This is a genomic window from Cellulomonas sp. P22, assembly GCF_044392165.1.
This window is the reverse complement of sequence record NZ_JBISBW010000007.1, coordinates 60,934-73,408: the sequence shown is the minus strand read 5'-3', so window position 1 is coordinate 73,408 and position 12,475 is coordinate 60,934. Positions and strand designations below refer to the sequence as shown.

At 74.2% G+C, this 12,475-nt stretch carries 10 protein-coding genes; all 10 read left to right on the top strand.

What is annotated here, in order from left to right:
- The first annotated feature begins 39 nt into the window (after positions 1 to 39).
- The 10 genes from ACGIF2_RS09310 to ACGIF2_RS09265 all read left to right on the top strand — a co-directional run bounded on the left by ACGIF2_RS09310 (position 40) and on the right by ACGIF2_RS09265 (position 12,463).
- Positions 40 to 1,668, top strand: a complete 1,629-nt coding sequence (locus tag ACGIF2_RS09310; RefSeq protein WP_396045843.1) for an ABC transporter substrate-binding protein — start codon at positions 40 to 42, stop codon at positions 1,666 to 1,668.
- Positions 1,669 to 1,788: 120 nt separating this feature from the next.
- Positions 1,789 to 3,096, top strand: a complete 1,308-nt coding sequence (locus ACGIF2_RS09305; RefSeq protein ID WP_396045841.1) for an MDR family MFS transporter — start codon at positions 1,789 to 1,791, stop codon at positions 3,094 to 3,096.
- A gap of 106 nt (positions 3,097 to 3,202) precedes the next feature.
- A complete protein-coding gene (locus ACGIF2_RS09300) occupies positions 3,203 to 5,230 on the top strand; it encodes a dipeptide ABC transporter ATP-binding protein (protein WP_396045839.1) in 2,028 nt (675 codons plus the stop codon).
- Positions 5,230 to 6,153 carry an ABC transporter permease gene (locus ACGIF2_RS09295; protein WP_396045837.1) on the top strand — a complete coding sequence of 308 codons (924 nt, stop codon included), beginning with the start codon at positions 5,230 to 5,232 and terminating at the stop codon, positions 6,151 to 6,153. The genes ACGIF2_RS09300 and ACGIF2_RS09295 overlap by 1 nt, the downstream gene beginning before the upstream one ends.
- A 5-nt stretch (positions 6,154 to 6,158) precedes the next feature.
- Positions 6,159 to 7,154, top strand: a complete 996-nt coding sequence (locus tag ACGIF2_RS09290) for an ABC transporter permease (RefSeq protein WP_396045835.1) — start codon at positions 6,159 to 6,161, stop codon at positions 7,152 to 7,154.
- Positions 7,155 to 7,162: 8 nt separating this feature from the next.
- A complete protein-coding gene (locus tag ACGIF2_RS09285) occupies positions 7,163 to 8,782 on the top strand; it encodes an ABC transporter substrate-binding protein (protein WP_396045833.1) in 1,620 nt (539 codons plus the stop codon).
- The gene (locus tag ACGIF2_RS09280) at positions 8,779 to 9,771 is read left to right on the top strand and encodes an ABC transporter permease (protein WP_396045831.1); all 993 of its coding nucleotides are present in this window, start codon (positions 8,779 to 8,781) and stop codon (positions 9,769 to 9,771) included. Before ACGIF2_RS09285 ends, ACGIF2_RS09280 begins: the two co-directional genes overlap by 4 nt.
- Positions 9,761 to 10,615, top strand: coding sequence for an ABC transporter permease (locus ACGIF2_RS09275; protein WP_396045829.1), 855 nt, complete (start codon positions 9,761 to 9,763; stop codon positions 10,613 to 10,615). The genes ACGIF2_RS09280 and ACGIF2_RS09275 overlap by 11 nt, the downstream gene beginning before the upstream one ends.
- Entirely contained in the window at positions 10,608 to 12,170 is a 1,563-nt protein-coding gene (locus ACGIF2_RS09270) for an ABC transporter ATP-binding protein (protein ID WP_396045827.1), read from the top strand. Before ACGIF2_RS09275 ends, ACGIF2_RS09270 begins: the two co-directional genes overlap by 8 nt.
- Positions 12,161 to 12,463 (top strand): urease subunit gamma, encoded by a 303-nt coding sequence (locus ACGIF2_RS09265; RefSeq protein WP_396045825.1) that lies wholly within the window; start codon positions 12,161 to 12,163, stop codon positions 12,461 to 12,463. Before ACGIF2_RS09270 ends, ACGIF2_RS09265 begins: the two co-directional genes overlap by 10 nt.
- Positions 12,464 to 12,475: the final 12 nt, after the last annotated feature.

Below are 12,475 nucleotides of genomic sequence, written 5' to 3'. Positions count from 1 at the left end.
GTCGCTCCGCCGCACCCACACCGAGAGAGGGACCACACCATGACCCCACGAACGACGCACAGGCGCGCAGGCGCGCGCCTGCCGCTCGCGCTCCTGGCCGTCGGCACGCTGCTGCTCTCCGGCTGCGCCGGCGGAGACTCGGCCGACGGGGGCGGCAGCACCGCCCCGACCGACCACACCCTCCGGCTGGGGGTGCTCAACGACATCGGCCAGCCGCCGGACCCCGACGTGTACTACTCAGGCAACGGCCTGGCGATCACCACGAACACGTACGAGGGCCTGGTGCGCTACGAGGCCGGCAACCACGACACCGCGACGATCGTCCCGTCGCTCGCGGAGTCGTGGGAGGTGAGCGACGACTTCACCCAGTACACGTTCGTGCTGCGGCAGGGCGTGAAGTTCCACGACGGCACGGACTTCGACTCCAGCGCGGTCGAGGCGTCCTTCCAGCGGCGCCTGGACGTGGACGCCGGTCCGGCGTACATGGTGCAGGGCGTCGCGGACGTCGAGGAGCTCGACGACCACACCGTGCGGGTCACCCTCTCGGAGCCGAACTCGGCCTTCCTCGACTACCTCGCCTCCCCGTACGGGCCCCGCATGATCAGCCCCACGGTGATCAAGGAGCAGGCGGGCGACGACTTCGCCCAGACCTACCTGTCGACCGCGTCGGCGGGCACCGGTCCGTACACCCTGTCGAAGGCAGTGGTCGGCGACGGGTACGAGCTCACCTACTTCGAGGACTACTGGGGCGACCTCGACCCGGAGTTCACCACCATCGAGCTGCCCGTGTACACGGAGATCTCCGCGATGCAGCTCGAGCTCGAGAAGGGCGACCTGCACGCGCTGCTGGCCTCGGTCCCGACGGCCTCGCGCCAGAAGTACCTGGACTCGGAGTCTCTCGAGGCGTACGCGCTGCCCTCCTTCCAGGTGGGTGTCCTGTACATGAACCCCAACCGGGAGCTGCTCGCGGACGCCAGCGCGCGCCGCACCCTGTTCGAGGGCATCGACTGGGAGGCCCTGGTCAGCCAGGTCACCGGCGTGGGCTCCGAGGTGGCCGAGGGCTACTACCCGAAGGGTGCACTGCCGAGCGACGTCGACAAGCGCGAGCTCGTGCACGACCCCGCTGCCCTCGAGAAGTGGGTGTCCTCGCTGCCGGCGGGCACGCCGATCCAGATCGGGTACAGCGCGGGCAGCGCCGACGCCGAGCAGATGTCGAACATCATCGCCGCACAGCTCCAGGCGCTCGGGATGAAGGCGACCGTCACCAGCCACCAGGCCTCCGAGGTCTTCGGTGACTTCCCGGTGCACCCGGAGGACGCCCCGGACGTGCTGGTGTCCCCGGGCACGTGGCCCGACTCCAACAACGCGTTCATGCACGGGCACGTGTTCTGGGACCCGGACGGTGGCCTGAACCACCTGCAGTGCTCGGACGAGACCACGACGGCCCTGCTCAGCGAGGCCCTCGCCACAGGGTCGGACGAGACCTACATGGAGGCCGGCGAGGCCGCGTACGACGCGGGCTGCGCGCCGACGTTCGCCTGGAGCACCGACTTCATCGTCGGCCAGAACTGGCTCGAGGGCGTCGAGCAGTCCCACTCGATCGCGGCCCCGGCCACGCTCGACTTCGCGACGCTCAGCGTCGCCGAGGGCACAGCGGCCTCCGAGTGACCCGGCTGCCTCACCGCACGGATCCCGTGCGGTGAGGCGGCGGGCGCCGCGCCCACCATCCCGCCTCTCGCCCCCGGAGCCCCCGGGCGGGCGGGCGACCCCCAGGACGAAGGAACCACGATGACCCCGGCCGAGACCCCCGTGCACACCCGGTTGCGCGACCTCCCCGCCACCTTCTGGTGGCTGTGGACCGCTCAGCTCGTCGTGTGGATCGGCCGCTTCGTGGTCCCGTACATGACGATCTTCCTGACCTCGTCGATCGGCATGTCGGCGGCGGGGGCGGGCCTGGTCGTCGCCGCCTACGGCGTCGGCGTGGTGGTGTCCTCCCTCGCGGGCGGCGTGCTCGCCGACCGGATCGGCCGCCGCAAGGTCCTGATCGGCAGCGAGCTGCTCAGCGTGCTGGTGCTGGTCGCCATCCCGATGGTCGAGGGCCCCGTGCTCATCGCCGTCCTGCTGACGGTGTACGGCCTGTTCAACGGTGCGGCCGGCCCCGTCATCCACACGATGGTGGGCGACCTGGTGGAGCCGCAGCACCGCCGGGCCGCGTTCAACTACAACTACTGGGCCGTGAACCTCGGCTACGCGATCGGCCCGCTCGCGGCGGGGTTCATGGCTGAGCACTCCTTCTCGCTGCTGTTCTGGTGCCAGGCCGCGCTCGTGCTCGTCTCGACCGCCGTGATCGCCGTGAAGGTGCCCGAGACGCAGCTGACGGCGCCGGCCCCCGCGGACCCGGCGGCGCCCGCACCGGTGCGGGGTGCGGGGCGCGGGGCGTCGGGCGGCGGGCTGCGCTCCGTGCTCGGGGACCGCGTCTTCATGACCTTCGCGGCCGTGATGTTCATGTACTCCGTGGTCTACGTGCAGTCGACGACGACGCTGCCCCTGGTGATGACCGAGCAGGGGCACCCGTCGAGCCACTTCGGGCTGCTGCTCACGCTCAACGGGCTGCTGCTGTGCGTGCTGCAGCTGCCGACCGCCCGCGTGCTCAGCCGGTGGTCGCGGGACATCGTCATCGCCGCCGCCATCGCGCTCACCGCCGTGGGGGTCGGGCTGCAGGCAGCGGCTGCGTCGCTCGCCATGTACTTCGTGACCGTCGCGATCTGGACGCTCGGCGAGATGGGCTCGCACCCCCAGGCCACCTCGATCACAGCGGACCTCGCCGACCCGGAACGCCGTGGCCGCTACCAGGGCGTGTACGGCGTGACCCACTCCCTCGCCATGGCGGTCGGGCCCGTCCTCGGTGGCCTCGTCCTGGACCACTACGGCCCGCGGGTGCTGTGGCTCGGCGCGTCGGTGGTGGCCGTCGTCGTCGCGGTGCTGATGGCGACGACCGCGCAGTCCCGGCAGCGGCGGGTGGCGGCGGTCGTCGCCGCGGACGCCGCCGCGCGGGCGGCCCGGGTCGCCCGGACCCTCGAGCTGGCCCGGACGTGAGGACCTCCGCCGGTCCTCTCGTCGAGACGGGCCGCAGACACCGCTCGGCGAGCGTCTTCCGAGGCCGCCGCCCCTGCCCGCACCAGCAACGAAGGAGCCGGTCACCATGGACGTAGCCGCACCGCCGCTCGCCGAGAAGTCGACGGCCGAGACGCCGACCGCCGCGCACCCGGTCCGCGCCGCCGACGTCGTGGCCCGCCTGCGCGGGCTCGACGTCAGCCTCGAGCGCAACGGCGTCCGCTCGCAGATCCTGCACGGTGTCGACCTGGAGATCGGGCGCGGCGAGATCGTCGGCATCGTCGGCGAGTCCGGGTCCGGCAAGAGCGTCATGAGCATGGCGATGCTCGGCCTGCTGCCGGACTCGTCGCGCCCCCGCATCGACGGCTCGCTCGAGGTCGCCGGCCTCGACCTGCGCACGGCGTCGACCCAGCAGCTGCGGGCGGCGCGCCGCAACCGGCTGGGCGTCGTGTTCCAGGACCCGATGACGTCGCTGAACCCCACGATGCACGTGGGCACCCAGGTCGCGGAGAAGGCCGGCTCGGCTGCGGAGGCCATCCGGCTCATGCGTGCCGTCGGCATCCCGCAGCCCGAGCGCCGCTACCGGTCCTACCCGCACGAGCTGTCCGGCGGTCTGCGCCAGCGCGTCATGATCGCCATGGCCGTCGCGGGCGACCCCGCGCTGGTCGTCGCGGACGAGCCGACGACGGCGCTGGACGTCACGGTCCAGGCGCAGGTGCTCACGCTGCTGGCCGGCATGCGCGACGAGCTGGGGTGCTCGATCGTCCTCATCACCCACGACCTGGGTGTGGCCGCGCAGATCGCCGACCGGATCGCCGTCATGTACCGCGGCCGGATCGTGGAGACGGGGACCACGCGGCAGGTGCTCGAGTCGCCGCGCCACCCCTACACGCTCGGCCTGCTCGGCTCGCGGCTGTCGCTGGACTCGGACCGCACACGCCCTCTGTGGGCGCTGCCCACCGAGACCGCCGGGGCCGTCACGACCGGCTGCCCGTTCGCGTCGCGCTGCCGGTTCGTCGTGGACGCCTGCCACGCGGACGTCCCGGCCCTGCGCACGGCGTCGTCCCCCGATGACGCCGAGGGCACCCACCTGGCGGCGTGCCTGCGCGCCGACGAGCTGGACGCCGGGGCGACGCGGGTCGAGCTCGACCCGTTGCCGCCGCTGCCCACGCCGCAGCGCGCCGCGCCGCTCGTGCAGGCGGCCGACCTGGAGTGCGAGTTCCAGGTGCGCGACGAGCGGGGCCGCAGGGCGCGGCTGTCCGCGCTGCGCGGCGTGACGCTCGACCTGCAGCCCGGGGAGTCCGTGGCGATCGTGGGCGAGTCCGGCTCGGGCAAGTCGACCCTGCTGCGCGTCGCCGGGCAGCTCGAGAAGCGGTACACGGGGGCGCTGCGCGGGCCGCGCGGCACCGACGTCCAGATGGTGTTCCAGGACGCCGGCTCGTCGCTCACGCCGTGGATGACCATCCGCGAGGTGCTGCACGAGCGGCTCCCGCGCAGCACGCCGAAGGCGACCAAGGAGGAGCAGTCGCTCGCGATCCTCGACCGGGTGGGCCTGCCCGCCTCGGTGCTGGACGCCCGGCCGGGTGAGCTGTCCGGCGGGCAGCGCCAGCGCGTGGCCCTGGCCCGGGCGACGATCGTGCCGCCGAAGGTGCTGCTGTGCGACGAGCCGACCAGCGCGCTCGACGTGTCGGTGGCCGCGAACGTGCTCAACCTGATCAACGAGCTGCGCCGCGACCTGGGCATCGCCGTCATGTTCGTGACGCACGACCTCGCCGTGGCACGGATCATCGGCGACCGCATCGCCGTCATGTACCTCGGCCGGATCGTCGAGGTCGGCCGGGCCGAGGACGTGATCGCCACGCCCAAGCACCCGTACACCCGCAACCTCGTGGCAGCGGTGCCGCAGCCCGGCAGGACCGTCGAGCCCCTGGGCGGCGAACCCGCGAGCGCGCTGGACCCGCCCACCGGGTGCGCCTTCCACCCGCGCTGCCCGGTGGCGCTCCCGGAGTGCTCCAGCACCGTCGTCGGCATCCAGCTGGCCGCCGTGGGTGACCGTCCCACGTCCGACGTCACGCTCCGCCACGAGGTGGCGTGCGTGCGCAGAGGGGAGTTCTGATGGCCGACGTCCTCGTCCAGGTGGAGGCGCAGCCGGCGCGCACGGGCCCGGCGCCTGCACCGTCCCCGGCGCCCCGCTGGCGCCTCAACGGTCGACGCCGCGCCGGGGGTGCCGACTCGCGGGCCCGCCGCATCGGGGACTGGACCCTCATCGGGCTGGTGCTCCTCGTCACGGTGGTCGCGGTCCTCGCACCGGCGCTCGCCCCGCACGACCCGGTGCAGCCCATCGGCGTCCCCAAGCTCCCGCCGTTCGGCGACGGCGGCCTGCTGGGCACCGACCAGATCGGCCGCGACACGTTCTCGCGGGTCCTCGTCGGTCTGCGCACCTCCTGGCTGCTGGCTCTCGTGGTCACCGGGGTGGGCCTGCTCGTCGGCACGGTCGTCGGCCTCGTCGCGGGCATGTTCGGCGGCTGGGTGGACTCGCTGCTGATGCGCATCACCGAGGTCTTCCTCGCCCTGCCGTCGATGCTCGTGGCGGTGGCGGTGGCCGCCGCGCTCGGCCCGGGGCTGGTCAACACGTTCCTCGCCGTGATCGTCGTGTGGTGGCCGTACTACGCCCGCATCATCCGGGGCGAGGTCCGCGGGATCATGGCGCGACCCCACGTCGAGGCCGCCCGGATGGCGGGCGTCGGCCCGCTGCGCGTCATGTGGCGCCACGTCCTGCCCGGCGTGGTGCCGACCGCGGTCGTGACCGCGAGCCTCGACATCGGCAACGTCGTCATGGTGCTCGCGTCGCTGTCCTTCCTCGGGCTGGGGCAGCCCGCCCCCGCCCCCGAGCTCGGGGCCGACACGTCCCGTGGCCTCGTGGAGATCCTCGACGCCTGGTGGATCCCGCTCGTCCCCGGGCTCGTCGTGATGCTGCTCAGTCTCCTGTCCAACCTCGCCGGCGACGCAGTGCGCAACCGGCTCGCCCACCGGAGGTGATCACCGTGCCCCACCTGCGCTTCCTCGGCTACCGGCTGGCCTCGTTGCTCGGACTGCTGCTGGTCCTGTCCCTCGTCCTGTTCGTCCTCCAGGAGATCTCCGGCGCCGACCCCGTCGCGGCCACCATCGGCGGCAACGCCTCGCCCGAGGCCGTCGCGGCGGCGCGGGAGCGTCTGGGCCTCGACGACCCGGCGCCCGCGCGGTACCTCGGGTTCCTCGGCGGCCTCGTCACGGGCGACCTGGGGACGTCGTTCCGCACCCGCCGACCCGTCATGCAGGACATGTCGGCGTATTTGCCGCCCACCATGGAGCTGGTCCTCGTGGCCTTCGCGGTGGCCCTGCTGCTCGGCGTCGCGTTCGCGGTGTCCAGCATGCTGCGCTGGCCGCTGTCGGGCCCGTTCCGCGGTCTGCTCTTCGTCGGGTCCACGGCCCCGACCTTCATGCTCGGGATCGTCGGCCTGGTCGTGTTCTACAAGCTGCTGGGCTGGCTGCCGGCATCGGGTCGCGGTGGTGTCGAGGACGGTCCGACCGGCATGACCATCCTCGACAGCCTGCTGGCCGGCGACCTGGCGGCCACGGGTGACGCCCTGGCGCACATCGCGCTCCCCGCGCTCGCGCTCGCGGTCGGTCCGGCGCTCGCGATCGGCCGGGTGCTGAGGTCGAGCCTCACCGTGACCCTGGGCTCGGACCACGTGCGCACAGCGACGGCCAAGGGGCTCAGCGAGTTCCAGGTGCTGCGTCGGCACGTGCTGCGCAACTCGCTCAACGCGGCGCTGTCGCTGAGCGCCCTGCAGCTCGGGTTCATGTTCGGGGGCGTGCTGCTCGTCGAGGGCGTCTTCACGTGGGGCGGGGTGGGCTCGTACCTGCTGGCGAGCCTGCCCGTCTCCGACTTCCCGGCCATCGCGGGCGTCACCTTCGTGCTCGGCGGCCTGTACGTCGTCGTCAACGCCGTCGCGGACGTCCTGCAGTCCGTCGCCGACCCGCGCATCTCCGTCTCGTGAGGACCCCGATGCCCCCTCGCCCCACCCGCGCCGTCGCGCTCGGCCTCGTCTGCCTCGTCGCGCTCGTCGCGTCCGGCTGCTCGTCCGCGGCGACCGGTGCCGCTGCGGACGGTGGCGACGCCGGGGACGGGGCCACCCTGCGCCTCGCCGAGACCGACGAGTACGACTCGCTGAACCCGCTGGACTACCCGCTGGGCATCACGTCCAGGCTGTACGACGGCCTGGTCGCGGTCGGCGCGGACGGCGTGCTCGAGCCGGGCCTCGCCACCGCGATGCCCGTCCCGGACGCGGACCTGACGTCGTGGACGGTCACGCTGCGCGAGGGCGTCACGTTCAGCGACGGCTCCGCGTTCGACGCGCAGGACGTCGTCGCGGCGTTCGACGCTGTGCGTGACCCCGCGTTCGGCTCCTGGATGGCGGCCGACTACACGATGATCGAGCAGGTCACGGCCGTCGACGCCACGACCGTCCGGTTCGACCTGGCGCACCCCTACGCGGGTCTGCCGGCCCGCCTCACCCTCGGCATCCCCGCCTCCGAGGCGCTCGGCGACGACGTCGTCGGCTCGCGGCTCGCGAGCGAGCCCGTCGGCACGGGCCCCTACGTGCTCGCCGAGTGGCGCAAGGGCGAGTCGATGACGCTCCGCGCCCGCGACGACTGGTGGGGCGGTGCGCCAGAGGTGACGACGATCCACCTGGCGTTCGTCTCCGACGAGAACGCCCGGGCCCAGCGCGTGCGTTCCGGGGAGGTCGACGGCGCCCAGCTCTCGCCGCGCACCGCGGCGGAGCTCGCGGGCAGCGACGGGCTGGAGCTGTACACGAACCCCTCGGGCGACTTCCGGGCGATCTCGCTGCCCGAGACGCTGCCGTTCTTCGCCGACCAGGACGTGCGGGTCGCCCTCAACCTCGGCACCGACCGGCAGGCCATGATCGACGGCATCCTCGGGGGCCACGGCGCGGCTCTCGCGACGCCCTTCCCCCCGGCGCTGGGCGACGCCTACGAGCCGGCGGCCACGTTCGCTCACGACACTGCGGCGGCCGCGGCCCTGCTGGACGACGCGGGCTGGACGGTCGGCACCGACGGGACCCGCGCGAAGGACGGCGTGCGGTTCGCGTTCACCCTGATGTACTTCGCCGAGGACTCCCTGCGGCGCGACGTCGCGCAGGCCTTCGCGTCCGACATGGGGTCGCTCGGGATCGACGTGTCGCTCGAGGGCGTCGACCGCCCGTACGCGGTCACGGCGATGGACGAGAAGGCGTTCGTGCTCGGCGGCGGGGACATGCCCTACGACCCCGACGCCCAGGTCTACCGCCAGCTCCACTCGGACTTCGCCGGTTTCGACGAGGACGACGCGTACTCCAACCCGTCCGGGTACGCGGACCCCGAGGTCGACCGCCTCCTCACCGCCGCGCGCACCGAGGGCGACCCCGTCGCGCGCGCCGCCCTGTACCGCGAGCTGCAGCGGCACCTCGTGGTGAACCCGCCGATGGTGACGGTCTTCGCGCTCGAGCACACGTACGTCGCGCGCGGGCTGGACGCCTGGGACGGCATCGAGCACGTGCTGGAGCCGCACGAGCACGGCGTCGCGTGGGGGCCGTGGTTCAACGTGCAGGACTGGACGCGGCGGTGAGCACGGTCATGGGGCGCGAGACGGCGGTGCTGCGGCTGGTCCGGCGCCGCCTCCTGTGGGCCGTGCCGGTCATGGTGGTCGTCAGCCTGGGCGTGTTCGCCCTCGCCGCGGCCTCGCCCACGGACGCTGCCGCGTCGTTCCTCGGCGCCCGCGACGAGTTCACGGGCGGCGCCGCCCGGACGGCCGTCGAGCAGCTCGTCGCGGGCACGCACTGGCCCGAGGCGTGGTGGCGGTGGGCGTCAGGTGCGCTGACCGGCGACCTCGGCGTCTCGACGTCGGCGCGCACGCCGGTGGTCGACGTGGTCGCGGCGCGGCTGCCCTGGACCTTGCTGCTCATGGTGCTCGGCCTGGCGCTGGGCGCCGCGGCGGCCGTCCCGCTGGCGCTGCTCGCGGCTCGGCGACCCGGTGGGGTCGTCGCGCGGGTGCTGACCTCGGGGCTGTGGGCTTTGTCGGCGGTGCCGGCGTTCCTCGTCGCGATGGCGCTCATGGCGGTGCTCGCGCTCACCTTCGGCTGGTTCCCCACCGGTGGGCTCACCGACCCCGGTGCCCCGGTGACGACCGGGCAGGTCGCCCGGCACCTCGTGCTGCCCGGCCTGGCCGTCGCGCTGTCGCAGCTGCCGTGGATCACCCTCCACCTGCACCGCGGCGTGACGGTGCAGCTGCGCAGCCCCGCCACGGACGCGGCGCGGCTGCGGGGGGTGCCCGAGTGGCGGATCCTCGCGCGGCACGTCCTGCCGACCGCGGCGGTCCCGACGCTCGCCATCGCGGGGGCCCGGCTGCCCGAGGTCGTCGCGGGATCGGTGCTCGTGGAGGAGATCTTCTCCTGGCCCGGCCTCGGCCAGTCGCTCGTCCAGGCGGCACTGGTGCAGGACTTCGCCCTGCTGGCGGCGTCGACCGCGCTGCTGTCCGCGGTCGCCGTGCTCGGCGGGCTGCTCGCCGACCTCTGCCTCGTGCGGATCGACCCGAGGACGGACCCCGATGCGCTCTGACACCCTTCCCGACGACACCCTTCCCGACGCCGGCGACCACGCGGCACGGCGACCGGTCGGCCGTCTGGTCGCCGCCGCCGGGCTCGTGCTGCTCGTCGCGTACGCCGTGCTGGTCCCGCTGCTCCTCCCGGTCGACCTCGACCACGTCGACTACGCCGTCGGGGCGACCGCACCGTCGGTCGCCCACCCGTTCGGCACCGACCTGGCCGGGCGCGACCTGTTCATCCGCTCCGCCCACGGGCTGCGCGTGTCGCTGGTCGCCGCGCTGGGCGGGGCGCTCGGGGCCGTCGTCGTCGGCGCCGTGGTCGGGGCGGCCTGCGCGCTGCTCGGCGGGCGGGTCGACCGGTGGGGGATGCGCCTCGTCGACGGGGTGAACGCGGTGCCGCACCTGCTGCTCGGCATCGTCGTGGCCTCCGCGCTGCGTGGCTCGCTCGCGACCATCGTGCTGGTGGTCGCCGTGACGCACTGGACGCAGTCGGCCAGGCTCGTGCGCGCCGAGCTGCTCACTCTCGGCACCCAGGACTTCTACCGGGCGGCGATCGCGCTCGGCTTCACCCGGCGTCAGCTCCTGCGCCACCACTCCGCCCCGCGGCTGGCCACCCAGCTCGCCGTGGCGTTCGGGCTCCTCGTGCCGCACGCCGTCTGGCACGAGTCGACGCTCACGTTCCTGGGCCTCGGTCTCCCGCCGCACCAGCCGTCGCTCGGCGCGCTGCTGGACCTGGGCCAGCAGGCGCTGCTGTCGCAGGCGTGGTGGACGCTGGCCGCGCCCGCGGGCCTGCTCGTCGCCGTCACCGTCTGCCTGGCCGGCTGTCTCGCCGGACGCGAGGAGGGGCACCATGCCTGAGCAGGACCAGGTGCACGGGTCGGCGTCCGTCGTCGTGCGCGGGCTGTCCGTCGCCCACGGGGGCACGGTCGTGCTCGACGGGCTCGACCTCGACCTGCTGCCCGGGCAGGTGCACGTGCTGCTCGGCGCGTCCGGGGCGGGCAAGTCGACAGTCGTCGCGGCGCTGACCGGGACGCTGCCGACGGGAGCCCGCACCACGGGCGACGCCACGCTCGTGTCGGACGGACGCTCGACGGACCTGCTGGCGCGCTCGCGGCACGTCCGCGGGCTCCGGGGTCGGGTCATCGGCACCGCACCGCAGGGCGCGGGTGACGCGTTCACGGCGACCGCCACGATCGAGACCCAGCTCCGCGAGGCGCAGCGCGTCGGGGGCCGGGGTCGCCCGCGGCTGGGCGCGGCGCACCCGCACCGGACGTCGGGTGCCGGTGAGCAGCTCGCCGAGCTGGCGCACGCCGCCGGGGTCGACCCGGCCTGGCTGGGCCGCTACCCCCACCAGCTGTCCGGCGGCCAGCTGGCCCGCCTCAACCTCGTGGCGGCGATGGTCAACCACCCGCCCGTGCTGCTCGCCGACGAACCGACCTCGGGCCTGGACGCCGAGTCGACGCGGACCGTCGGGCTCCTGCTCGCGTCCTACGCCCGGGCGGGGCACACCGTCCTCGTCATCACGCACGACATCGCCCTCGCCCGGCAGGTGGCGCACACGGTGACCCGCGTCGCCGCGGGGCGCGTCGTCGCCCAGGGCAGTCCCGTCGAGGTGCTGCGCGACGCGGCGCCCGCCGCCCGGACCCGGGAGGCTGTCCCCGCCGACGCCCCGGCGCTCGCGGCGCACGGGGTCGTCGTCACGCGGGGTGGTCGGCGGGTCCTCGCCCCCACCGACCTGGCCGTGCGCGCCGGGGAGGTGGTCGGCGTGACCGGGCCGTCGGGTGCGGGCAAGTCGACGCTCGCGGCGGTGCTGGCACAGCTGGAGACCCCGGACGCCGGGCACGTCAGCCTGGGCGGCCGGCGCATCATCGGGTCCGGCCTCGGGCTTCCCCCCGCACAGCGGCGCCGGGTCGCCTGGGTGTCGCAGCACCCCCGCACGGCCGTGGACGCGCGCCTGACGCTCCGCCGGGCGATCGAGCTCCCCGCCCGGCTCGCGGGCCGCGAGGTCGACGCCGCCGACCTCGCCGCAGCCGTCGGGCTCGACGCCGGGCTGCTCGGGCGCCGCCTGCACGAGGTGTCGGGCGGGGAGCTGCAGCGTGCGTGCGTGGCGCGGGCGCTGGCCCTGGCCCCCGAGTTCCTCGTCCTCGACGAGGCCACGTCCATGCTCGACGACCGCACCGCGGCCGACGTGCTCGACCTCGTCCACGAGCTGGCCGCCGGCGGTGCCGGCGTGCTCCTGGTCAGCCACGATGTGACGGCGCTGCACGCCGTCAGCGACCGTGTGCTGTCCTTGCGACCCGCGGACGGGGGCTCCGTGCTCGAACCCTGGGCGGCGACCGCCCCCGCCGTCCCGCCCCTGCCGTCCCAGTCCCCGCACCCCGTCCGGAAAGGCACCGAGCCCGCATGCACCTGACCCCCGCCGACCAGGAGAAGCTGCTGCTGAGCGTGGCCGGGATGGTGGCCCGCGACCGCCGCGCCCGCGGCGTCCTGCTGAACCATCCCGAGACCGTCGCGCTGCTGGCCACGTGGGTCATCGAGCGGGCCCGTGACGGCGCGTCCGTCGCCGAGCTGATGGAGTCCGGCCGGCACGTGCTGACCCGTGACGACGTCATGCCCGGCGTCGCGGAGCTGCTGCCCGACGTGCAGGTCGAGGCCACGTTCGCCGACGGCCGCAAGCTCGTCACCATCCACCAGCCGATCGCCTGACAGCGTCCGCCG

Coding starts and splice junctions, on each gene's coding strand:
- ACGIF2_RS09310 (WP_396045843.1), top strand. CDS start 40: ATGACCCCACGAACGACGCACAGGCGCGCAGGCGCGCGCCTGCCGCTC.
- ACGIF2_RS09305 (WP_396045841.1), top strand. CDS start 1,789: ATGACCCCGGCCGAGACCCCCGTGCACACCCGGTTGCGCGACCTCCCC.
- ACGIF2_RS09300 (WP_396045839.1), top strand. CDS start 3,203: ATGGACGTAGCCGCACCGCCGCTCGCCGAGAAGTCGACGGCCGAGACG.
- ACGIF2_RS09295 (WP_396045837.1), top strand. CDS start 5,230: ATGGCCGACGTCCTCGTCCAGGTGGAGGCGCAGCCGGCGCGCACGGGC.
- ACGIF2_RS09285 (WP_396045833.1), top strand. CDS start 7,163: ATGCCCCCTCGCCCCACCCGCGCCGTCGCGCTCGGCCTCGTCTGCCTC.
- ACGIF2_RS09275 (WP_396045829.1), top strand. CDS start 9,761: ATGCGCTCTGACACCCTTCCCGACGACACCCTTCCCGACGCCGGCGAC.
- ACGIF2_RS09270 (WP_396045827.1), top strand. CDS start 10,608: ATGCCTGAGCAGGACCAGGTGCACGGGTCGGCGTCCGTCGTCGTGCGC.
- ACGIF2_RS09265 (WP_396045825.1), top strand. CDS start 12,161: ATGCACCTGACCCCCGCCGACCAGGAGAAGCTGCTGCTGAGCGTGGCC.